12 protein-coding genes are annotated in these 24,973 nt (G+C 36.5%); 11 read left to right on the top strand and 1 reads right to left on the bottom strand.

The annotated features are described in order from the left end of the window. Positions 1-21 precede the first annotated feature (21 nt). Positions 22-4,323: a glycoside hydrolase family 66 protein gene (locus ATG71_RS22940; RefSeq protein ID WP_179886621.1), complete on the top strand. Its 4,302-nt coding sequence runs from the start codon at positions 22-24 to the stop codon at positions 4,321-4,323. A 176-nt stretch (positions 4,324-4,499) separates the two neighbouring features. Here the strand turns inward: ATG71_RS22940 and ATG71_RS22935 are convergent, their stop codons facing one another. Beyond that, positions 4,500-5,114, bottom strand: a complete 615-nt coding sequence (locus ATG71_RS22935; RefSeq protein ID WP_098441661.1) for a hypothetical protein — start codon at positions 5,112-5,114, stop codon at positions 4,500-4,502. A 110-nt stretch (positions 5,115-5,224) separates the two neighbouring features. Here ATG71_RS22935 and ATG71_RS23895 point away from each other — a divergent pair, with 110 nt between their 5' ends. The 10 genes from ATG71_RS23895 (at position 5,225) to ATG71_RS22885 (ending at position 24,959) form a co-directional block, all read left to right on the top strand. After that, complete coding sequence (locus tag ATG71_RS23895; protein WP_286163106.1) at positions 5,225-6,328, top strand: DUF6946 family protein; 1,104 nt, start codon at positions 5,225-5,227, stop codon at positions 6,326-6,328. A gap of 89 nt (positions 6,329-6,417) precedes the next feature. After that, positions 6,418-7,521: a DUF4145 domain-containing protein gene (locus ATG71_RS22925; RefSeq protein ID WP_098441660.1), complete on the top strand. Its 1,104-nt coding sequence runs from the start codon at positions 6,418-6,420 to the stop codon at positions 7,519-7,521. Between the two features lie 23 nt (positions 7,522-7,544). Then, positions 7,545-8,213 (top strand): hypothetical protein, encoded by a 669-nt coding sequence (locus ATG71_RS22920; protein WP_098441659.1) that lies wholly within the window; start codon positions 7,545-7,547, stop codon positions 8,211-8,213. Between the two features lie 45 nt (positions 8,214-8,258). Beyond that, positions 8,259-10,358, top strand: coding sequence for a DUF262 domain-containing protein (locus ATG71_RS22915; protein ID WP_098441658.1), 2,100 nt, complete (start codon positions 8,259-8,261; stop codon positions 10,356-10,358). A 407-nt stretch (positions 10,359-10,765) separates the two neighbouring features. Then, positions 10,766-11,362, top strand: coding sequence for a BrxA family protein (locus ATG71_RS22910; protein ID WP_098441657.1), 597 nt, complete (start codon positions 10,766-10,768; stop codon positions 11,360-11,362). Positions 11,363-11,364: 2 nt separating this feature from the next. Beyond that, positions 11,365-11,907, top strand: coding sequence for a BREX protein BrxB domain-containing protein (locus tag ATG71_RS22905; protein ID WP_098441656.1), 543 nt, complete (start codon positions 11,365-11,367; stop codon positions 11,905-11,907). A gap of 12 nt (positions 11,908-11,919) precedes the next feature. Continuing rightward, positions 11,920-15,507: a BREX system P-loop protein BrxC gene (gene brxC, locus ATG71_RS22900; protein WP_098441655.1), complete on the top strand. Its 3,588-nt coding sequence runs from the start codon at positions 11,920-11,922 to the stop codon at positions 15,505-15,507. 47 nt (positions 15,508-15,554) lie between these two features. Then, the gene (gene pglX / locus ATG71_RS22895) at positions 15,555-19,061 is read left to right on the top strand and encodes a BREX-1 system adenine-specific DNA-methyltransferase PglX (protein ID WP_098441654.1); all 3,507 of its coding nucleotides are present in this window, start codon (positions 15,555-15,557) and stop codon (positions 19,059-19,061) included. An 89-nt stretch (positions 19,062-19,150) separates the two neighbouring features. Further along, entirely contained in the window at positions 19,151-21,661 is a 2,511-nt protein-coding gene (pglZ, locus tag ATG71_RS22890) for a BREX-1 system phosphatase PglZ type A (protein ID WP_098441653.1), read from the top strand. Positions 21,662-21,785: 124 nt separating this feature from the next. Continuing rightward, positions 21,786-24,959 (top strand): DEAD/DEAH box helicase, encoded by a 3,174-nt coding sequence (locus tag ATG71_RS22885; RefSeq protein ID WP_098441652.1) that lies wholly within the window; start codon positions 21,786-21,788, stop codon positions 24,957-24,959. The last annotated feature ends 14 nt before the right edge of the window (positions 24,960-24,973 follow it).

Below are 24,973 nucleotides of genomic sequence, written 5' to 3'. Positions count from 1 at the left end.
TTCCACATGAGGAGGAAGGAAATGAAAATCAATCAAAAATTGAAACTGCCCCTTGCCGGCCTGGTTGCCATCAACCTTGCCCTGACATCATTCACGCTGCCCCAAGACGCTGAAGCCAAAGACAATCCAAAAGAGACCGTAGAAAAAGCCCAAAAGAAAAAGAACCTTCCGTCAAAACCGATTTCTGCTTTCCTGGTCGACAAATCGAGGTATAATCCCGGCGAACCAGTGAAGATGTCCCTCTTATTCAACACCGAAAAAGAGTGGAAAGGCGATCTCCATCTAGAAGTCTATCAACTCAATGAAAAGGTAGCAGAAGGAAGCAAGAAGATCCACGTGAAAAAGGGCTTGAAAGGGATAGAGGTGGATTGGACACCGCCGTCAGATGATTTCAAAGGATATCTAGTAAAAGCCTCCTTCGAGGGATCCGACCAAATCGTCACGGCAGCCATCGATGTTTCAAGTGACTGGACCCAGTATCCCCGTTATGGTTATGCAACCGAATTCCCTCAAGAATCGACAGCCGAAAGCGAAAAGAAGATGAAACAGCTGACCCAGGAGTATTACTTGAATGGTTTTCAATTCTATGATTGGATGTGGCGCCATGATGTGTCCGTCTACTCCAAGACCGACAGCGAAGGGAAACCGGTGCTTGATGAGGACGGAAACTTCATCACGGAAGATATCGATAAAGATACCGCTTATGATGACCTGCTTGGACGCAAGCTTTATCCACTCACGGTGAAGCAGCAGATTGGTGCAGCGCAGAAATACAATGCGGCAGCCATGGCCTATCAAATGAACTATGCCGCAAGGGAAAACTATGAAGCTTTCGGGGTGAAGAAGGAATGGGGATTGTATAAGAAGAATGCGAGTTTCCCGAACCCCTCTTTAAGTGACCAGGAAGGATTTTATTTTGACTGGGTGAACCCGCCGACCGGACTCTACCTCCAGGACCCGGGGAATGCCGAATGGCAGGAATATATCAACCGGGAGTTTGTGAGGGGCGTAAATGAATTCGGGTTCGACGGGATGCACCTCGATCAGTGGGGATTCCATGACAACGATTATCTATATGACTATGAAGGCAATAAACGCCACTTCTCGAAAGATTATGATTCTCTCATCAACTCGGTGAAGGCCTCATTGAGCGAGAACAATGATTCCAAGAACTTTGTCACATTCAATATGGTCGGGGGCAACGAAGGATACAGTGACGTGCCGAGACCGTCTACACAGACCGACTTTGATTACAGTGAAATCTGGCAGGATAAAGATCACTACCGCGACTTACTGAAGGTAGTAGAAGAAACCAGGGAAACGAACGACGGGAAGGCCGTCGTCATTGCCGGGTACATGAACTACAAGCAGGCGACGGGCGAGCATTACAATGTCGCGGATGTAGAGGGAGTGCCGAGGTCCGAATATTTCATCTCGAGGATTCAGAAGGTCCCTGGATGGGTCGGGGATTTCGGGATGAAGGATGAAGACCAAATCATCTGGAAGGTCGAGGCACCCGAGTCCGGTACTTATGCGGTGGACCTTAAGTATGGCCATGACAACGGAGAAAGCCCTGTCGGGAAAATCCACGTGAATGATGTTCTCGTAAATAACGCGATTCCATTCAGTGAGAAGACCGGCTGGGGGAACCCGGTTGCGGAAACAAGCCTGACAGTCGACCTACAAGAAGGGGAAAATGAGATCAAGCTGTCATTGAATACAAATAATTTATGGCTGAACGTAGACAGTCTCGTCCTTAAAAAAGCAGACTATGAGAAAGAGTATGAAGCAGAGGATGCTGAGCTGATCAGCAGTAAAGTGGATAAGTATGGACATGTGTATAACTTTGAGACGGATGGTGATTTCATTGAATTCACCGTCGATGCCGCCGAAGACGGAACGTATCCGGTCAGCTTCCAATACGGGGTGGAAAGCACAGCGGTCAGCCGTCACCTGTATGTGAACGGGGAACTGGCGAGCGAATCCATCCAACTCGATCCGACAGGCGGTTGGGAATCGTTTCAATCCACGGAAGAGACCGAATTCAAGCTCAAAGCGGGAGAGAACAAGATAAAACTGAAAGCCGACGGAGTCAATGATACAGGTGCTAAAATCGACTATCTCTCCGTAGGGGAGGATCGCTATCAGGCAGAAAAAGCCGAAGTCGGCTGGGAACCATCACATGAGCCGCTCATAAAAACAGGTGACGATGGAGTGACGGACTTCAAACAGCAGGGAGACTTCATTTCTTTCCAGATGAATGCGGGAGAATCGAAAGAAACGGCCATTTCCGTCAGATATAAAAATCCTGGCGAAGAAACGAAACGCAGCATCTTCGTAAATGGTAAGAAAGCCGGCATCTTGTCGCTGCCTCCGACTTCAGAAGGTCAATGGGGAACAGCAGAAGCATCCATCTATCTGTACAGCGGGGAAAATAAGCTCTCCATTCAAATGGAAGGAAAAACAGCAGAAACAGGCATTTCAATTGATAAGGTTGAATCGGGAACCAATGTAATCGAAGCAGAAGAAGCGGAAATCGGCTGGCTTCCGGTCGTTTCGAGAACTAGCGAGGTATCGATTGATCCCGGCTATACGAATAATTTCGGGAACAAAGGTCAGCAGGTCGTGTTCAACGTCAATAATACAAAAGAAACTGATACACTTAGCTTCAAATACAGGACGGGGAACAACCCTCATATCAACATCTATGTGGACGGGGAGCTGATCCCATCCAACAATCAATATGTGGACGGCAAGACGGTTTCCGAGACAGTGTTCTCAAGCACCCCGGGAGGCTGGGACGGAGCCATGGTGGAGAAGACCATCAACGCCAAGGTACCGGCTGGAGAACATGAGGTCATGTTCGAAATGGCTTCAAATGGAGAATACATCAATCTCGACAGCATGACAGCAGGCGGTGTGGAGTATCAGGTGGAGGAAGCCAATTTTGCCCCGGAAGGCCACGGGATCACTACGACTACAGGGCATATTTATAACTTCAAAGATGAAGGCGACTTCCTGAACTTTGCCGTCGACGTACCGGAAGCCGATGCTTATGATTTGAAATGGAGATATAAGAATGATTCAAATTCAAAAAGAGAGGCCAAACGCGCAGTCTTTGTGAACAAAGAGAAAGCAGGAGATGTCGTATTTTCATCTTCGAATGGCTGGGAAGATCTCGAGATGAAAGATATTCAGCTGAAAAAAGGCCGGAACATCATCAGGATGGAAGTCCGGGATATAGATGATGACGGCGTCAAGCTGGATTATCTTCAAATAGGAAATCAACGCGTACATGCAGAGACAGCGGACAGTTTATCCCCGATGCACATCTATAAGGATACACTGCTGAACTTCGGCCATACAGGCGATGAAGTGACCTTCGACGTCGATGTCGCCGAAAAAGGGGAAACAAGCTTCATCTTTACGTATGCTAACGCCGGAAGTGATACGGAACGAACCATCTATGTCGACGGCGAGCCTGTCCTCGATGAGAAAGGCAACCCCTACAAGGTCGTATTCAAAAGCACCGGCAATATCGATTCATACAGCGAAGACGGATATGTCGTATTGCCTGAGCTAGCGGCAGGGGAGCATGAAATCACGCTGAAGCAGGAAGAAGGACAGCAAGGAACGATTCACCTGCGCCGCATGACCATCGGATTATTCGATGAACCTTCCGTCCGCCTGATGGACGCCGGCCTCGCCGCCATGGGAGCGACCCATATCGAAATTGGCACCGCCGAAAAATTCGAGGAAGGACCAAACATGCTGGCTCACGAATACTATCCGAACCGCAGCAAGAAAATGAGCGGTTCACTCAAAGAATCAATGAAAGACTACTACAAATTCTTCGCCGCCTATGAAAACATTCTGTTCGATAGTACCCAGACAGATAAACAAGTAAAAGTAGAGACCGGTGGAAAAGAAGTCAACGTAAGTACCAACGGCGAGCAGAACAGCATCTGGTCTATCGTCAGGGATAACAAAGACAATAAAGGTTTTGAAGATTATGAGGTCGTTCACCTTATCAATCTATTAAACAACGATTCGAATTGGAGAAATGCAGCTGCTAAGCCTGAAACTCAAAAAGAGCTGAAGGTCAGATACCCGATCGGTCAAACAGCAGAAGAACTCCCGGATTTGAAAGTCTATGCAGCAAGTCCTGACAAACGGGAAGGCATGATGGAGGAACTTGAGTACAGCTGGGATCAGGAAGAATTGGTTATTACTGTTCCGAGCCTGGAGTATTGGGAGATGCTCATGATCGATCGTGATGGTAGAGAAGTAGAAAAACCATTGAAGATTCAGATAAAGAAGTAGGGTATGTGGAGGGCATAGCAATGGCTATGTCCCTTTTTAATGAGAAGATGTTCTATTTGAGCCGGAGAATTTTTGTGAAACGACCATGCCCCTTGCATACGTATACTAAATTGATAGATAAAGGTCCGTCACTAAGGCTGTTCACAGGCTCAGGGACAGACCTTTTCGTATGGATCTTACTCCAAACTCCGCGAATAGTGATCCTTCACCCAATAAGTCAACGTCCCATCCTGCTCGATACGATAACGAAGGTCTGCTTTCTGCAATCCTTCAATCATCAATGGACGTAAATCACTCATCATTTGATTGCTTTCTTCTATATAAGTAGAGAGGATTTCAGAATGATAGGTGTTGGCATTTGCTGATGACATCAAATAATCTACGGCTGCCTGTTTGATGACGTAGAGTTCGACGGTTTTGTCGTGTAGCTCCTTGAATTCTCTGGGCGGATCGAGGTCGATGAGCTTCTGATAATTTTGAGTGAGTATCATGTTGGTTTCATTGATGTCGAGTGTCACGGATGAAAGATTTCCGTTGGCAGCATTGATCTTGGTCAGCAGCTGTTTGAAGCTTTGATCGCTGGAGCTGAAGAATTGCTCTCTCCCCTGCAGGTAGCTTCGTATCTTTTGTTCCTGTTGAATCGTGATTTCATTGTAGATTTTCATTGGTAATCCGCTGGCGAACAATGCCAGGAGGATGAATCCTATGACTCCCCATGACCATTTGGGCGCTTTCTTGTTTTTGGGTCTATATCGGTCGTCATTCCAGTAGTCTCTTTCTGCTATAGGCATTAGTGGTTCCTCGTTTCATTGGATACTAGTAAAATACTCCTTTTATGTTACCATAATATTACACTTTGAAATGATTTATAGATATTTTTTCTTAATAGGAGGAGGTAATCATGGGGAAATATTTCGTTCCAACCAAAGGGATGGATTCTTGGAAAGAGTTTTTAACCGATCCCGAAAAACAATGGAAACCATCATATTCTGCATACGAATTAGCAAAATCCTGGGAGGGTGCTAACAATCTTCCATCTAGTGTACAAAGAGCATTTGAATATAGTGAAATTCCACTTTTTAAGAATGTGAGAGTCCTTTATGGATTTCCTGAATACAAAGTTTCACTTCCAGGAGGTGGAGCTCCATCTCAAAATGATCTTTACCTTCTGACAAATGCGGGTGGAGAAATACTACCGATTATGGTTGAAGGAAAAGTGTCTGAACCGTTTGGAGAAGAAGTGAGGGTATGGAAGGGGGAGAATCCAAGTAAAGGGAAGATTAATAGATTACGGTCCATTCTGGAATTATTGGGCCTTAGTGAAGAAGAGGTATTATACAAAAGGTACCAGTTATTTCATCGTATAGCTTCAGCAGAGATTGAAGCAAAAAACGTTCATGCAAAACATGCGTTGATGCTGGTTCATTCCTTTAGTCAACATGCGAAGTGGTTTGAGGAATACCAGGAGTTTGTGAATCTATTTGGTGTAAAGGCGAAGAAGGATGCTGTCGTAGGTCCAGTTAATGTGAATGGAGTTCAATTGTATTTTGGATGGGTGACTGAGCAGATTCCAGTGAAATCTAAAGAATATTATTATAGTTTGTTTAAGACAGAGAAAGCGGTTGCTTTGGCAAAGGAAGTAGATCATTACTTATACGCAAAGAGTCCTTACAAAGAAGAAGTAGAAGATTATCATGAACGAACTAATAATGGTGTTCGTACAGATTGTATAGGATATGTAAGTATAAGATCCCGTTACAAATTCGCTACTATTACGTCTGCAAGGAAGGCATGTTTTGTTCTCCACCTTGGCAAAAGACGTCATACAGAAACGGCAATGAACATGCAGAAAGAAATTGATGAACTGCTCGGTCATGTATATGAAGAATCGGATAAAGGAAGACTCACGCCGGGTGAAGTGTATATTAGGTTGGAGTGGGTAGATAGATTAGAGCAGATAACTAGATTTATTGATGAGGCGTATAACTTAAGATTGCAAAAGTAATCAAATCGTTTAAATTAATCTAGCATTTGTACGTCCGTTCTTTGGTAATATTTATATAAGCTTAGACTAAAAAAGGGAGATCTCAAACTATGAACCATAAATACTTTTATCAATTCCTCGAACCACTTTCCAACGAACTGGCACTACTAGCAAAAGAACTAGAACACAGTGTATTCACAAGCCCTCGCACCATGCTAACTCACTCTAGAGTGTTTATTGAGAATATACTAAAAAGTGTCATGAAAGAAGAGGGGATTTCAGAGGTTCCTCAAATGACTATAGTAGAAAGAATCAATCTTCTGAATGAACAAGGGATATTAATTAAAGATGTCTTAAATGATCTTCATTCTATCCGTATGACAGGAAATCAAGCAGCGCATCAAACACGAATGTTTCGTTACTCCGAGTCTTTAACGTCTTGGGAAGCTCTATACAATGTTGTAAAGTGGTATATCGAAAGTTATGGGCCAATCAGTACTACGGTTCCTGAATACAAAGAGCCATGTCTTCCTCGTGACGAGCAATTAGATCTTGATGAATTGTTAGCACGTTTAGTGTCACTGGAAAAAACACTATCAGCAAAAGAAACCCCAACAATGCAAGCAGCTCATGCAGAGGTAGCCGCTACTATTACCGATAAAGGAGATCCAACAACTGAGGGATACTCAACCATCAGAAAAATATCGTATATGGATAAGCATGTGGATATTCCATTCTTCTTAAGAGATGCATTTTTACTTCCACAACGATTCCAGAAGTCTGAAACGTTTCTAATAAGATTAGGGGAAGTGCAGCAGGCGCGATTTGTAAGTGAATTACCACATGATCTGGTGGATCTCCACAAACATGTAAAACGATACAATGAAAAGAATGATAAAACGTTCTTTGAAGAATTAACTACCTTTGTTCAAGAGGAGCTTACTAGAAGAGAGATTGCTCACGCACGTCGGGGAGAATTGTTATTCTTCTATAAATCTGACTATATAGTGGTGACTGAAGAATTATCTGCTATTCCTTTAAGTCCTGAAGAGTTTTCAGGTATTCCTAGTTTGCTGAAACAACTTAAGCAAAACGGCATTATGAATGTAGGACAATTACCTAAAGAGCTAGTAAGTTTAGCAAAGTATGCTAATGTCGGGACTTTAACGATAGAGAAATTGTTTGATCAAATTAAAGGAAAACAAGTTGGATAAGTGATGTAAGTGGGGGACAATTGTTGAATTTAGATAAGATACTGAAAGAATATACAAAAAAATACAGTTTAATCTCATTGATTAAAGATAATATCCAAAGAAATCGTTGGTTAATTTTATATTTATTATTAATTGTGATGAGTGGCGTTGGGATTTTTATAAGTTACTTCTTCATGAATTTAAAGTTCATAATAATTAGTCTTGTTGGTTTCGCTACGATAACAATTGTTAGTTATAAGCATCAAGAAAAAGTAAGAGATCATGATCCATCGGTTGAGAGGGACAGATTGAAAGAGTTCAGGAAGTTTCTTAGAAACCAAAAATTCTCTTCTAAGGATCAACTTGAAAGTCTAGATGCATACGTAACCAAAGAAATTGAATACTTAAGCAATTCACCGGCAGCCTATAATCATCCTTACATTAGATCATTGGTTGTAGCTTTATTTACTTCAGGACTTCTATCTTACAGCTTTAAATTATTATCTGACGGTAACACAGAACAAGCTAAGCTCTTATTAATGTTGTACTTATTAATTATTGGGATACTAATGATTTTAATCTCTTCAGTTTATATGTTTCGTGAAAGCTTTTCTAGATTATCAAAATTGAAGGGTTTATCTCTCATACTATCTAGAATATTAGTAGAGATTGCTTTACAGCAACCAGCAGAAGGTTCAAAGAAGAAAAAATAATCCCAAGTGAAAAAATTCAACTACCAGGTAAAAGGAGGAGTTCTGATGAAAGAATTAGAATCTCTAAAACAAATATTCAAAGATCGTATCTTCAAAATACCAGATTACCAACGAGGATATGCTTGGTCTACAAAACAAGTGAAAGACTTCTGGGAAGACCTTGTTAATTTACCTTCAGATAGGTTTCACTATACTGGCTTATTATCTCTTAAAGAAGTCAGTAGAGATGATTGGAAAAGTTGGAATGAGGAAGGGTGGTTAATAGAAGACAGGGGCTTTAAGCCATTTCATATTGTGGATGGGCAGCAACGCCTTACTACGTTTGTTATCTTTATTCAGGGAATCGTTGATCTTGTAAAAGGTTTACCTGAAAATCAAAACAAAAAAGATGAGGAAATCTATATTGGGACCTTTAGCTTAAAACAAATTAAAGAAGAGTATTTAGTCATTCAAAAGCCACCACAGTTTATCATTAATACATACAAGTTTGGCTATGAAACGGATAATCCTAGTTTTAAATATCTGCGTCACCGTATATTCGGGGAGCCGAATAGTGGAAGTATAAAAGAAACGTTCTACACGTTGAATTTGGAAAATGCAAAGAGGTTCTTTAAAGAGAACCTACAAAATTATTTTGACAAGTTTGGAATCTCCGAGATTGAAACCCTATTTAAGAAAACGACTCAAAACTTGATGTTTAATATTCACGAAATACAAGATGATTTTGATGTTTTCGTTGCATTTGAAACGATGAATAATCGTGGAAAAAGGCTTTCCAACCTGGAACTTCTAAAGAATCGTCTCATTTACCTCACAACTCTTTACGAGGAAGATGAATTAAAAAATGATGAAAGAAAGAGTCTACGCGGAAAAATAAACGATGCGTGGAAAGAAGTTTATTATCAACTTGGTCGCAATAAGCAGAAACCCCTTTCTGATGATGATTTTCTTACAGCGCACTGGATCATGTATTTCCAATATACAAGGCAAAAAGGTGATGACTATATTCGGTTTTTGCTGGACGAAAAGTTCACTCCGCAGAATATTTTTAATAAAACGGAAGTTAAGGCTTCAACAGTCTTTGCAGTGGAGGAAGTACGTGACGAGCAAGTGGTCGATGATCAAGACGAATTAGAAGTAGATAGTATCGTGAAGATATCTAAGCTCTCTCCAAAAGAAATAGAAGATTATGTGGGAAGTCTTAAGTCAGCAGCGGTACATTGGTACGATACATTTAATCCATTAAACAATAACGAATTAACCCGTGACGAGGCAATGTGGTTGGATCGCTTAAATCGTATCGGAATTGCCTATTTCAGACCTTTAGTAACGGTTTCCTTTATTTCACCTGAAGTAAATTCAGCGCAACGAATAAAATTGTTTAAAGAAATAGAACGATTTATTTTCATTGCCTTTAGATTAGGTCGTGCTTTCTCTACGTATCGAAATAACGAATATTATAAGACAACTAGGTTGCTTAGAAACGGAGAAATATCGGTCGATGAGATTTGTGAAATGTTAAGAGAGAGAGTGGAAGAATGGTTAAAACCAGAGAGTGGATTTGACTATCAGCCATTCAAAACATATATTCAGCGACTATATAAGAATGGGAATGGTTTTTATGACTGGAATGGACTTAGGTATTTTCTATATGAATATGAAAGCGAGAAGGTCCACCAATTTGGAAATCAAAAAATTGATTGGAATTACTTTGTGAAAAGCGAAAAAGATAAGGTATCAATCGAACATATCTATCCACAAACCCCTAGTAAGGAGTATTGGAAGAATGCATTTAAAGAATTTACGTTAGAAGAGAAGCGTACCCTGGCAGGTTCGTTAGGGAATTTACTTCCTCTTTCTAGTAGTATCAATTCAAGTTTACAAAACGACAGTTTTCCTGACAAAAAATCAGCTAAAATGAATGCACAAGGCCATAAACTTAGAAGGGGTTACTCAGAAGGCTCTCATAGCGAAATTGAAGTATCAACCTATACAGATTGGAACGCAGAGAATATTTTGGGTCGCGGGTTAAAACTGCTTGAGTTTATGGAAGGACGTTGGGATATAAAGTTCGAAGATGAAGAGCATAAGAAAAACCTTTTGTTTTTATCCTTTGTTGGAAATGAACAATTTAGTGGACATTGATAAAATTGAGGGGTGTTTGCACGGAATTCTGTGCATTCACTCTTCTTTTTGTAAGTAGACTCGTCTCTATTTATACACATGTTATCACTAGAAAAGGAATTTTGGTTACATTTTCTACCTCTAGACCACTAATGAATTATAGTAAAATTATAATAGTGATGTAACAATGAAATTAAAATGTAAAAGAGGTGTGCAATACGTGCTGGGTTTTACACAGCAGTCACCTATTTATTTCCTTTATTAAATTCCGATTGTTGCTAACTTATCGATATTTGTAATAATAGAAGGAGATAGCTTTTTTCTTTATATACAGAAGATACTTTAGATAGTTTTAATAATAAATCAATTCATTTAAACTGGAGCTTATAGATATATTTGCATAGTGAAATTGAAACGAGGGATTTTTAATGGAATATTCAGCTGGTTTTACGAGCGAAGGATGGTTCCAACAGGAAATTGAATATGTTTTAGACCAACTTCAAAAAGGTTTTAGCCGCAAAGAAATAAAAAGTAAAGTAATTGAGAATAATGTTTTCTTGTTAAGAAGTGAGTCAGCTATTAGTAAAAGGTTTCAAATGGTTTATCGCAGAGCAAAGACATTATATCCAACGTTATCTGAATTCTATTTCAATGGAACTAATTCTGATCAAAAAGTACTGTTATTATATAGCTTCCTTAAATGTTATCGATATGCCTACGAAAATTTCTATGAATTGATTGTTTATCGATATCAACATAAAAATGGAACTTTACAGGTTTCAGATATGAATTTTTACATGGAAGAAAAGGAACAACAATTAGAGAAAATCGCAAATTGGCATATAGCTACAAAAAAGAAAATCAATAGTACACTTCTATTATTTTACAGAGAAAGTGGTATGATTGAATTTGTAGAAGATGTGTACAAAGTCTCTCCTTTACATGTGAGTCAAGCTCTTAAACAGTATGCTGAAGAACAGGACGTTTTGTTAAAAGCATTAATAACATTGAAAGCAGGTGGTTAAGAGTGACCATATATAAACGATTAGAATTATTGGAAGAACGCATAAATGAAGTAGGGTTTACGACACCAAAAGGGATAGGGAGTGAAATTCCCCATTTTGTTTTTGATTATCCGGCTGAAGATGAATTAACAGTACGTACATATGTTGAGGGATTATTAAAAAGAACTACATTAAATATTAAAGAAATCAACCTTTTTGAATTTCTTATCAGTTTATTCGATGAAGATCTAGAAGAACTAATCATTATTGCTGAAGAAGAAGGCTATGTGGAGCTTTCTCAAGCTATTCAAACTGTTTTAGAAGATCAAGATTTAATGGTGAACGCATTCATTGAAAAAGCGGATAAAGTGGAATTGATTTTTATAACAGGTATAGGAACAGTACATCCATTTATTCGCTCCAGTCATTTACTTAAAAAAATATCTAATCATGCATTTAGAACACCAATTATATTATTTTATCCGGGTTATTTTTCAGGAGTAGATTTAAGGCTATTTAATAAGTTCCGACATGAAGATGAATACCAAATCACTAGAATTTCATAAGGAGTGCGAACAATGATTATCCAAGAGATCTTTGAAAAAAGAATTGACCGTCCAATCAATGGTGTTGTACAAGCAGGTCAAATTGATGAAGTTACAATTCAAACAGAGTTAGAAGAATATGTTGTTACATCAGAAATTTTAGATAGTTTAAAAGGGTTTTATAAAAATTATGATATGGTGTATTCAACACCAACGAAAAATGTGGGTGTGTGGATTTCTGGTTTCTTCGGTTCCGGTAAATCACATTTCCTTAAAATTTTATCTTACGTATTGGATGGTAAGAAAGTCGGGAAAAAAACACCATTTGAATACTTTAAAGATAAAGTTTCTGATACTGCACTTTTAGATGTAATGTCTCGAATAGAATCAAAACCCTCAGACGCTTTGTTATTTAATGTTGGTTCTGAAGCAGGAGCCAGTGCAGCACGTGGTACGAAAGAAAGTATTATCGAAATTATCTTACGTGCCTTTAATGAACATTTAGGTTATTCCAATACGCTATGGGTAGCGGATTTCGAACGGCAACTAGCTAGTGACCAAAAATATGATGCTTTTTGTTCGAAAATTGAAGAATTACATAACGAAAAATGGCAAGATTTCCGTATTAAATTCCGCTTGAGATATGCAAAAATTATTGCTGCACTTTGTGAAATTGGCTATGAACAAGATACGGCGGATTTCCTAGTAAAATCAGCACATAAGGAATTTTCAATTTCAGCGGTTCAGTTAGGTGAGCTTGTTGCACAATATTGTAAATCTAAAGGCTCCGACTATCGCTTAATCTTTTTAATTGATGAAGTTGGTCAATATATCGGTACAGATAATAACCTTATGCTTGATTTACAAAACGCTGTAGAAGAAATTGGTGCTGCTGCAATGGGACAAGCATGGATTGCAGTTACTTCTCAGGAAAAGATTAAAGACGTTTCTAATATGAATGCAGCTAATACAAAAGATTTTTCGAAAATTCAAGGAAGATTTGAAACACGGATCAATTTATCAAGTTCAGATACAGACGAAGTTTTAAAACGCCGTTTATTAGAAAAAACAGAAACGGCTTCGAAAACCTTAGAGTCTACTTTTGAACCGAATGAGCAATTAATTCGTAATCGTCTTTCTTTTGATAAAGAACGAACACAATATCGATCAGGGTATCGTTCAACTGTTGAGTTTGTAGAAACATATCCATTTGTACCTTATCAAGTGGATTTATTGCAAGCTGTTTTAGAGAAAATTGGTATTCATGGTGAAGGGAGTTCTTACGCTTCAAGAGGGGAACGTTCATTATTAAAAGCTTTCCAAGAAGCAGCGATTAATAATGATCAAGAGGAGTTAGGCAATTTAGTAACGATGGCAGAGTTTTATCCAACTATTCGTCAACATTTAGAATCAGCTATCGTACAGACGATTTCGAGAGCTGAAAACCGCGCAAAAAATTCGGAAGGTCTTGTTGAAAATGATGTTGATGTATTAAAAGTATTGTATTTGATTAAAGGTATAGACCACATTAAAGCAACACCAAATAATATCTCAACACTTTTATTAGAAAGTATTCAGTCTGAGAAAAATGAAACTGCTATTAAAGAATCTTTAAACCGTCTAGAGCAAACGATGTTTATTGAGAAGCACGCAGACGGTACGTATTCATTCTTATCAGATGAAGAGCAAGAAATAAATAAAGAAATTCGTAATGTTGATGTTAATGCAATTAAAATTAAAGAAAAGTTAGGCGATACTTTTTTTGAGAAAATGTATCCAAACGCTAAATATAACTATCAAAAGGGAATGCTATTTGAATACAATAAACGTTTTGATAATTATGCAAAAACAAATATGAAATATCCGTTAACAATGCAAGTCATTACGGGTGGATTGACACCTACAGAAGCCGCTTTACAGTCAATAGAAGGGCAAATGGTTATTTATTTAAATGAGGAATTAATTGCCGAGGCAGAAGAAGCCATTCGTATTTCTGAACAGATTCGGCGTTATGTGAATTTAAAACGTAATCCAAGTACAACACAGGCTCAACATCGTATTTATGACGCAAAAATGGACAGTATTGGTGACTACGAGGTAAAGGCTGAAGAACTATTAAGAAAAGCTTGTGAAGAAGCTACAATCTTCATTCAAATGCAGGAGCGTACATTCAGGGGTAATTTTGAAAAGCAAGTATCAGACGCCTTTGATATGTTAATCAAAAACACATATAAGTATTTAGAATACATTGATGAACCAATTCTAATGAAGACATTCAAAGAACAATGGAGAAACCTAGCAGAGAAAGGTATTACAAATGATTTATTAGGTGAAACAGGTAATGTAAAAGCTTATAACGAAGTAGTACGCCATTTAGATGAACTCATTCGTATGCACCAAAAACCATCGTTAAAGGAATTTATTGAGAAATATAATCAGGTACCTTATGGCTGGAGTGATTACGATACAATTGGTATTGTCCTAGCTTTAATGCAGTCAGGTAAAGTAAAGTTAATGATTGCAGGTGAAAACTTCACTCCAACGATTTCACCTCAATTTTATGATAAACTTGCCCGAACAACAGAGCGAGATAAAATTCGTGTAATTCCTGAAATTGAAGTGGATCCAAAAGTGCGTCGTTATTTTATTGGATTATATAAAGATTTGTTTGGACGAATGGATACTGGTGATTCTTATCAAGAGTTCGCGAATGCGATTAAATTGGCATTACAGAAGTATTTTATCGAACCATTAGATGAGATGGATGACCGTCGAAAGAAAACACTATTTCCTGAGTTTACTTATCCTGAAGGAACAAAGATTAGTTCTTTAAAAATTGAAATTCTTCGATTAACACAAATTAGAGAATCGGAACAGCTTGTTAAGGCATTTATTGATGCCGAAGATGATTTATACATTTGGGAAAAAGCTATCGAACAGTTATCTGGTTTCTATTTAAAATCACCAATTGAACGATTTGATGAGGCAGTAGCTTTTTTAAATCAAGTTCAAAATGATTTACGTTATACTCAATCAGAGAAAGTGAACGTGATAAAAAAACAGATAACAGACATCTTAACAAAATCATTGCCTTATCTTGAAATTCCACAATTACCACGTTTAATTGAAAAGCTAGAACAATCAATTCAAGAAGAAGTAACAGAACAAAAACAAGGTCTTGTAAGTCAAATTAATCAACTAGAGAAAAAACTAGATGATTTGAAAGATTATTATTCAAATAACATTATTGTTTTAGGTTTAATAAAAGATGAAATGCAACAGTTCAAGACGTTACAGCAAGAAATTCTAGGCAGTAATAGTTTGATTACAATACAGTTGAATTTATCAAAATTACGTTCGGTTACCGAATCAATTCAAATAGAGGCGAAACAGAAAGAGGAAGAGTTAAATCGACAAGCTAAAGTAACTCCACCCAGTCCGGATGCACCTACTATTGTTGTACGTGAAAAAGGAACAAAAATTATTTCTCCAAGCGAATTAAAAAACATGATTTCACATACAAGGATCGAAACACAATCTGACTTAGATATTGTATTAGCAGAGTTACGAACACAGTTATTAAAAGAACTGAAAGAAAACACATTAAAAATTGAATTATAGGCATTAGAAGGGGCCTTCCCTTCCTTTGTTGTAATGAGGTGGAAAAAGTGAACAAAACGGAATTGAAAAACTTTGCCATTCAATCACGTCGTCAATTAATCGATCAAGTAAAAACAAAGGCACTATTGTATGGTATTGATGAAAAGAATGATTTAGAAATTCATGAAGAATTTGGGCAAATAATGATTAATCATAAGTCATATCCCCTTTATATGAAACCAGCATTCGACTCATTAAAGAATCAGCTTAGACAAAAAGGTTATAAGCGGTTAGTTGAAGAGGTTGCCTATACGTGGTTTAACCGTATTATTGCCATTCGTTTTATGGAAGTACATGATTACTTACCAGAAAAGGTAAGTGTGTTGTCAAGTAGTGTAGGACGAGTAGATCCTGATATTTTATTTGAATATGAAACAATGGAATTACCAATAAAACCAGAAGAAATTCGTGCATTATTACATGCAGGGGATACAGAAGGAGCATTTCGCAAGCTGTTTATTGCACAATGTAATGCATTAAACAGTATTTTACCATTCCTATTTGAACAAATTCAAAATTATACAGAGCTTTTACTGCCAGACTTTTTACTAGATGCAGAATCAGTCATTAAGGTACTTGTTAAAAATGATGAATTAACGAATAGTTTTGAAGAAATTGAAGTGATTGGATGGTTGTATCAATATTACATCGCAGAAGAAAAGGATAGGGTGTTTGCGCAAAAAAGCAAATACAAAAAAGAGGAAATACCTTTTGCAACACAACTCTTTACACCAAAGTGGATCGTACAGTACATGGTACAGAACTCACTTGGACGCTACTGGACTGAGGCACATCGAGAAGATGAAGATTTAATAAGTAATTGGGAATACTTCATTAAGCATGAAGAAGAGGATTTCCAGGAGAAAATTGCATCATTTGTGAATAAAGAGTTAAGAGTAGAGGATATTAAACTACTTGATCCTGCAATGGGAAGTGGACATATTTTAGTTTATGCGTTTGAAGTATTCCAGCAAATTTATGAAAAGTGTGGATATCCAGAACGGGAGATTCCACGATTAATAATAGAAAATAATTTGTATGGATTAGATATTGATGACCGCGCATATCAATTAGCAGCATTTGCAGTCGTCATGAAAGCCGCTGCCTATTCCCGTCGATTCTTGCGTAGTGTTGAACGAGAAGGCATTCAGTTTAACTTGGTGTCGATTCAAGAAACGAATCATATATCAGATAGCGTCATAGCATATGTTGCTCAGGAGGAAGAGGGTGAGCGATATAAAAAAGTAAAAGCATTCTTTGACCAATATCACAATGCAAAAACATATGGTTCATTAATCAATATTACAGAACGGGATATCATATTTATTGAGGAACGCTTAGAACATATTCAAATTAATCCGGTTGAAGATTTGTTTTATAGCGAACAACATGATACCGCAAAAGAACTACTGCCAGAATTAATTCAGCAAACGAAAATTATGCGGAATGAATATGATGTAATAGTAATGAATCCGCCTTATCTTGGTACTAAGAAGCTTAGTAAAGAATTTAATGCGTATTTGAAGGCATATTATCCAAATAGTAAGGCAGATTTGTTTGCAGCTTTTATGGAAATAAATCATCTACTAAAAGGTAATGGTTTTTATTCAGCTATTAATCAAACCTCGTGGATGTTCTTGACTAGCTATGAGAAATTAAGAAAAGAGATTATTTCAAACCGTACAATCTATAATCTAGTTCATTTAGGGGCAAGAGCATTTGAAGAAATTAATGGAGAAGTAGTACAATCTACAACTTTTGTATTAAGAAATATTAATATCGAAGAATTTAATGGGATTTATGTCAGGTTAGTGGAAAGTGAAACTGCCTTACAAAAACAAAAAGAATTTAATAGTGCAAAACGGTATAAGTTTGAACAAGAGAATTTCATGAAATTACCCGGTTCTCCTATATCTTATTGGATATCTGAAAATATAAGAAATGCTTTTCTGAAATTTGATAATATTTTAGATGTGGGGGACCCTAAGCAGGGAATGGCAACATCGGATAATGATAGATTTTTAAAAAGATGGTTTGAAGTAGATTTTTACAAAGTTGGTTTCAATATAAAATCTAATGAAGAATCATTAAAAAGTAAAAACAGATGGTTTCCGTATAATAAAGGGGGATCATATAGAAAATGGTTTGGCAATAACGAATTTGTAGTGGATTGGGAAGAGAATGGTAAAAGAGTTTTAGATTATGCAACAGAGTTGTATAAATCTCCAACAAGAACAATAAAAAATATCTCTAGTTATTTTAAAGAAGGACTGACATGGTCTGATTTAACTACTGGTGGTTTTAGTGCTAGATATGTCCCGAATGGTTTTATTTTTGATACTGCTGGTCCAACTATGTTCTTACATGATGAAAAAGATAAATATATGGTATTAGGTTATATTAATAGTATCGTATTTCAAAACTTTCTTAATCTATCGTTATCAGGATTACATTATAATAATGGGGTTATTAAGAGCTTACCTTACAAGAAAATTAATAAGTTTGAAGTAGAGAATTTAGTAAAAGAAAATATATTTATATCGAAAAGTGAATGGGATATGAAAGAAGTATCTTGGGACTTTAAAAAACATCCATTATTAAGTGGTGAAGCTTATATCGGAGATAGTTTCCAAAGAACGGAAAGCGAAATACGCACATTTATTGATAAATTATGTGAAAATGAATTCCTCTTAAATCATTTTTTTATTAATGAATTTGATTTAGAGAAGGATATATTTAATGATCGAAAGGCTATAAAGTCTTCAATAAAAAATATGAATAAGGAAGATGCTGTTAAATCATTTTTATCCTATTATATAGGTTGTCTCTTGGGAAGATATTCAATAGATATAGATGGTTTAGTATATGCCGGTGGAGAATGGAGCGATAGTAAATTTACCTCATTTAAACCAAATTTAAATGGATTCGTTCATTTTACAGAATCAGCTTATTTCGAGCAGGATATTATTCTTCGATTACGAGAATTCTTGGCAGTAGTATTTTCTCCAGATACAGTGGAGGAAAATATGCAATGGCTAGGAGATTCACTTGAAATGAAAAATGGCGAGGATGCTGAAACGCGATTACGTCGTTACTTCATTGATGAGTTCTTTATTGATCACTGTAAAGTGTATCAAAAACGCCCGATCTATTGGCTTGTGGACTCAGGTAAACAAAAAGGTTTACGAACCATAATTTATATGCATCGTTATCAACCAGGTACAATGGCAACAATCCGCTTTGAGCATTTGCAAGAAATTCAAACTAAATATCAAAATGAAATTACTGATTTAGAAAACCGATTAGTGAACCCCAACTTATCAGCAAGTGAGAAGAAAAAGCTAACAGCAGTAAAAACTTCTTTTGAAAAGAAGATGGATGAACTACGAGAGTTTGATAAACGTTTAGCTGAGATAGCTAACGAAGAGATTGAAATTGATCTAGATGATGGTGTGAAAGTTAACTATGAGAAGTTCTATCGTGGTGGCAAAGGAGTATTAGCGAAGATTAAATAAACCATGGCCTTCTTACTTTGGTAAGGAGGCTTGTTTCATATTAATGTATAATAAATATTATTAATAAATATTCATAATGAGGTGACACAATGAATGTCATTGAACTCTTAAAAGAGCGAATAGAGGACGAGCTATATAAAAAAAATAAGCCGCGAACTGTTATTTTTTGGTATAATGAGCAAGGAGAATATACTGTTTCTGATTTAGAAGAAACATTAGCAGAGCAACCGATTCATATCCGTCAATTAACGCGTAATAATTTCTTTACACTTAAATTAGAAATCGAGTTGGAAAAGAAAAAGGATTCTTTTTTATTATATGCTGATTTTGCAAAACCAGCGATAGAAGACAATTTTTTACTGGATATGGAACTTTACGGTATAGAGTTTAAAGCTGATACGAATGCATTACTTGCAGAGCAGTTGCAAGTAAGTGATGCCATTTTAAGACCTTTGATTAAGGAATATGGAGACTTTTTTAAAAGTGTAGAGCGTAAAAATAAATTAAAGAAAGTCGTACCCCCTAATGCTAGTGAACGTGATCTAGAGTATGCTATGTTAGCGGTACTAACAGGCGCACCCATTGCAAATATGGAAGAGATTACTCGCCATTTATTGTTGCGTGGCTTACAAGAAGAAACAAATGAAGTATATAAAGCCATATCAAAACGGTTTAGCTCGATTCGTATGTGGGAGCTTATTTCGGAATACTTTGGTTTGCACTCAAATGACTTGACATTACAGTATTTAATGGAGAATGTATTATATGCTCATTTCCAACGTCATGCTCAATTTGAAGAAAAATCATTACAAAAGAAATATGAAACTACTCGTGGAAATGTGTGTGCCTTATTTATTGATGATTGGCTACATACAAAAGAAACCGAAGTAGAAGTCATAGAAAATTATATGAAGGAAATTGAACAAAGTTTTTCGATTGTTGATGTGTTGCATGAACGTCCTATCGAACAATTTGCTGATATTTCAACTTTCCCTATTATAGATTATTTATTGATAAACAAATTAATAACTGAACTTCTTCATCAAACATCCAATTATGATGAGTGGAAAGAAATTTTGCATAAACGGTTAAAAATGTATTGGGCGAAACGAAATGATCGAATTGGACGCTTGTTAAACGTTTTGCTAGATGCAGTTGAATTGACGAAGTATAAAATGTTCTTGAAGCAATATGATACTCGTGAGCCTTTATACGTTCAATATACAAGTGGACTTTACTTAATTGATCAAGCATATAGACGCTTTATGACAGGATTTACGCAATTAGAAAATAAAGAAATGCTAGAAAAACTAGCTGAGCAATTAACAAATTGGTATGAAAATAAATATTTATTGAAAATTGCACAAGAGACTAATTATCTTTTAGAAACTGCAGAAGAAGGGAAGTTACCTAAACAGGTTAAGTTTTATAAAGAAGTTTTACAGCCGATTCTTGAGAAAGAATCAACACGCGTATTTGTGATTATTTCGGATGCAGTGCGATATGAAGTTGGAGAAGAATTAGTATCTCGGTTAAATTTACGTTCAAATGGAGTTGCCACTATCAGTCCGTTAGTTGCGAATATCCCAACATATACACAATTAGGTATGGCCTCTTTATTACCCCATAAATTATTATCGATTACTAAAAATGGAACTGTATTAGCGGATGACCAACCTACAAATGGAATTGCTAATCGTACTAAAATTCTACAAGCAGCTCATCCAGAAGCAACTGCCTATCGTTTAACCGATTTATTAGACTGGTCAAGAGCAAGAGCAGATGAAAATTTAAAAGGAAAACGGCTCGTTTACATATATCATGATGTAATCGATGCAGCAGGTGATTCTGCAAAATCCGAACGTGCCACTTATATAGCTGCGGAAAGAGCAATAAAAGAATTATCAATTGCTGTTGATCGATTATCTAAATGGCAAGCAAAACGAATTTTTATAACAGCAGATCACGGATTCCTCTATCAGTATCCAAGAATTGAAAATGATATTAAAGTAGTCAGTGTTAAAGGTGAAATCATTGATTCGAATCGTCGTTTTGCCGTTGGTCATAATTTATTAATAGATGATGGAGCTATTAATGTACCAGATGTTTTTTCAACATTAGAAGGTGTTGAAAAAGTGATTGCTAAAGGCGTAAATCGATTTATTGCCGGTGGAGGATTACAGTTTGTACACGGCGGTGCAACACCTCAAGAAATAATTGTGCCACTAATTGATTATCGTCGTACTTCACAAGCGGCTCCTGTTGAAATCAGTGTAGCCATGCCAAAACGTGTAATCACAGGTTTCCGTATACAAGTGCCGATATATCAAGAACAAAGTATTTCACAAGAATATATGGCACGTACAATTCAAGCTGCGTTTTACCTGAATGATGAGCGAATTTCGAACAAAGTTGAATGGACATTTAATATGGTGGGGGAAAGCCATGAACGTACGGAGCAACTTATATTTAACCTTGTAGAAAACTATTATCCAACAGGGCAAACATGTGAGCTGAGAATGGTAACCGTAGAAGATGACAAAGTCACACCATATCGCGAGACAGAATTTACGATTCATATGTATAATGCGCTTTACTAAAGAAAAGCTAGAGAACTGGTTATTCCGTTCTCTAGCTTTTTGTCTTATATTCCTTATAACAGTATCTGGGAGTTTACTGTATAATTTAAACTAAGAAAACGTAAGTATTGAGAGGGATGTTATTTTGTTAAAGATAGGAGAAATTATTAAAGGATCTTTTTGGCCGGAAATTGTTGAAATTAAGCATTTTGAAGAAATTGACGATGATTTATTCTTAGTTGAATCAATTGGACGTAAAACCAATAAATATTATGAACAGTATTTAGATAGGGCGCAACTAGAACAATTAGAAAACATTCAAGATGAGGAAAGTTCATTTAATTCTGAAAGACTGCAACACTATCTGCAATACTACATCTTAAAGACAGAGGATAAATTTTCGAAGTCTCGTGCGCGAGGAAACAAAAAGATTATCCCTCTCCCACACCAAATTGAAGCAGTGTATAGTCGCATGTTACAGTCGCCTCAAGTACGATATTTATTGGCGGATGATCCGGGAGCAGGGAAAACAATAATGTCAGGAATGTTATTACGTGAGTTAATTGCAAGACAAGCAGCAGAGCGTATTTTAATTTTAGTTCCCCCTCTAGTATTGAAACAATGGCAGGAAGAGCTGAAAGATAAGTTTGGTGAAGAGTTTACGATTGTAAATCGAAGTTTATTAAATAGCTCAAGTGAGGTAAATCCATTTGAATCACATGACAAAATAATTGCATCAATTTATTGGGCTTCACGTGAAGAAATTAAAACATTTATCATAAAAGCACAATTTGATTTAGTCATCGTTGATGAAGCTCATAAAATGGCCGCATATACACATGGAGTCAAGAAACGCAAAGTGAATCGTACGAAAATTTACCAGCTTGGTGAGAGCTTACTACGTCATACAGAGCATTGCTTATTACTAACGGCTACACCCCATAAAGGAGATAAAGAAAATTTTCGACATTTAATGAGTTTGGTAGACCATGATATTTTTTCACGTTTAAATACAGGTGATTCTATATATAAAAAGAGTAATCCTTTCGTTATTCGTCGTTTAAAGGAGACAATGAAAAATTTTGATGGTACTCCGTTATTCCCAAAAAGAACAACAAAGACAATTACCTTTGATTTAAGTTATGGCGAACGTGAGCTTTATGAAGAAGTAACTTCCTATGCACGCGAGCATTTTAATCGAGCAAAACAAAATAATAAACCAAACGTAGCATTTGCAATGATGATTTTACAACGTCGCCTAAGTTCGTCATTAAATGCTATTTATTTATCCCTTAAACGACGTAAAGAAAAGTTACTAGAATTATTAGAGTCTGAGTTAACAGATAATAAATCGATTGAATCATTTGAATACGACGAACTTTCAACAGAAGAGCAAGAAGAAATAGAGACTTTAGTTGAAGGAGAAACCGATGTTATTGATATAGAGGAACTAAAGTTAGAAATCGAGATTTTAGATGAATTAGTTCGTAAAGCAGAGGTGCTTGTAAATCAAGATATTGAACGAAAATATTTAGAGCTTGAAAACACTTTATTTGGTAAGGATGGATTGTTATCCAAAGGAGAAAAAATCCTTATCTTTACTGAATCAAAAGATACCTTATTTTACCTTGAACGAAAGCTCCTACAGCATGTTCCTGAAGTCACAAAAATCGTTGGGAATTTTACAATGGACCAACGTCGTGAACAAGTGGAGCGATTCCGAAATAATGTACAAATTATGCTTGCTACTGATGCCGGGGGAGAATCTATCAACCTTCAATTCTGTAATCAAATGATTAACTATGATATCCCGTGGAATCCAAATCGTTTGGAACAGCGTATGGGGCGTATTCATCGTATTGGACAAAAAAATGAAGTGTTCATCTTTAATCTAGTTGCGAAAAATACACGAGAAGGAGATGTATTGATACGTCTACTTGATAAGATGGAACAAATGCGTAAAGATTTAGGACAAGATCAAGTCTATGATTTTATTGGTGAGGTGCTAGAAGAGAATAACATCGATTTATCTAACTTAATGGAGGAAGCGATTAGCGGACGAGAAAATTTAGATGAGCTGATTGCACAAATGGAAAAAATATTATCTGAGGAACATGAACGATTATTAGAATTAGCAAAACAAGAACGCTTAGACGATTCCAGTTTTGATTTACCGGGTGCAAGACGGGCATATCAAGAAATTTCAATTAGCAGCTTACCATCGCGAGTCTATGGTGAGTTTGTAGTAAAACAGTTTGAAGAAACACGAATTAAAGTAAATATCTCAAATGATGGCAATACAGTTAGAATTGATCGTTTCCCTAAAAATATTCGTGAACTAAATAAAAAGAGAAAGTATTCTTTAAGAACTGATGAATCATTACGGTTTACAATAAGACCGGATAAACAAACAGATCAGTTATCTATTTTACCTAATGACCATCCATTAAAAAAATTATCGATGGAATTAGCGAGTCAAGAGCTGCAACAAGTGGCTTTACCAACTTGTACAGTAAAAACATATGTTAGTGAACCTTTAATATTAGAAATTAGCCGTATTAGTGTTGTTGATGGTACAGGCCGAGAGTTAGAACAAGAATTAATGTTATTAGCAAAAAGGAAAACAGGGGAGTTCATTCAAGTAGATCCTTATCTCCTATTCCAAAAGCAATTTGAATTAATAAACACAGTAGGTACAGAAGATAAATCATTTAAAAAAGAATCTATTCTTCAAGCGAAGAAAATACTTCAATCTGTTCAAATGAAACGCGATGATTATTTAAACCGAAAGGGTACTTATTTACGTCGTTCATTTGATGAACAAATGCAAACTCTACAGGAAAAAGTAACTAATTATTTAAGTGATAACTTAAATAATAAAAATAATGCATTAATTAACCAAACCTATACTCATATTGAAGACTTAGAAGAACGTAGTAAAGATCGACTTGAAAATATTGAAAGAGAAAGAAGTATTCAGCTACAGTCCATTAAATCGATTACACAACTACATGTACAGCCAATTGTAAGTGCAGCACGTGTTATTCCAAAAGATTTCGTAGAAGTTATAAAAGAGTATGAATATCAAAATGGACGATTAAACATCCGTGTTAAAAATGCATTTGGCTTAGTCGATTTCACGAGTGAAGAAGCAGAGGGTAATACACGATTTATTTTATTAACACCGTCTATAGAGTTGCTTACACAACAATTGGAATTAAATGATTACCAAGAATTAAATGGATCGGGGTATGTTTATGTAGTAAATCAAAATAATATTGTTGAAGAAGTGAAATTAGAACAAATTATTGGAGTTTAATTAGATAGAAAGTT

Origin of the sequence: Bacillus sp. es.034 (assembly GCF_002563655.1) — a bacterium.
Classification (GTDB): domain Bacteria; phylum Bacillota; class Bacilli; order Bacillales; family Bacillaceae_B; genus Rossellomorea.
The sequence above is the reverse complement of the archived record's forward strand: the minus strand, read 5'-3'. Positions and strand labels throughout refer to the sequence as shown.

What these genes read in the sequence shown, in the direction of transcription:
- ATG71_RS22910 (WP_098441657.1), top strand. Translation starts at nt 10,766, where the DNA reads ATGGAATATTCAGCTGGTTTTACGAGCGAAGGATGGTTCCAACAGGAA.
- ATG71_RS23895 (WP_286163106.1), top strand. Translation starts at nt 5,225, where the DNA reads ATGGGGAAATATTTCGTTCCAACCAAAGGGATGGATTCTTGGAAAGAG.
- ATG71_RS22940 (WP_179886621.1), top strand. Translation starts at nt 22, where the DNA reads ATGAAAATCAATCAAAAATTGAAACTGCCCCTTGCCGGCCTGGTTGCC.
- ATG71_RS22915 (WP_098441658.1), top strand. Translation starts at nt 8,259, where the DNA reads ATGAAAGAATTAGAATCTCTAAAACAAATATTCAAAGATCGTATCTTC.
- brxC (WP_098441655.1), top strand. Translation starts at nt 11,920, where the DNA reads ATGATTATCCAAGAGATCTTTGAAAAAAGAATTGACCGTCCAATCAAT.
- ATG71_RS22935 (WP_098441661.1), bottom strand. Translation starts at nt 5,114, where the DNA reads ATGCCTATAGCAGAAAGAGACTACTGGAATGACGACCGATATAGACCC.
- pglZ (WP_098441653.1), top strand. Translation starts at nt 19,151, where the DNA reads ATGAATGTCATTGAACTCTTAAAAGAGCGAATAGAGGACGAGCTATAT.
- ATG71_RS22925 (WP_098441660.1), top strand. Translation starts at nt 6,418, where the DNA reads ATGAACCATAAATACTTTTATCAATTCCTCGAACCACTTTCCAACGAA.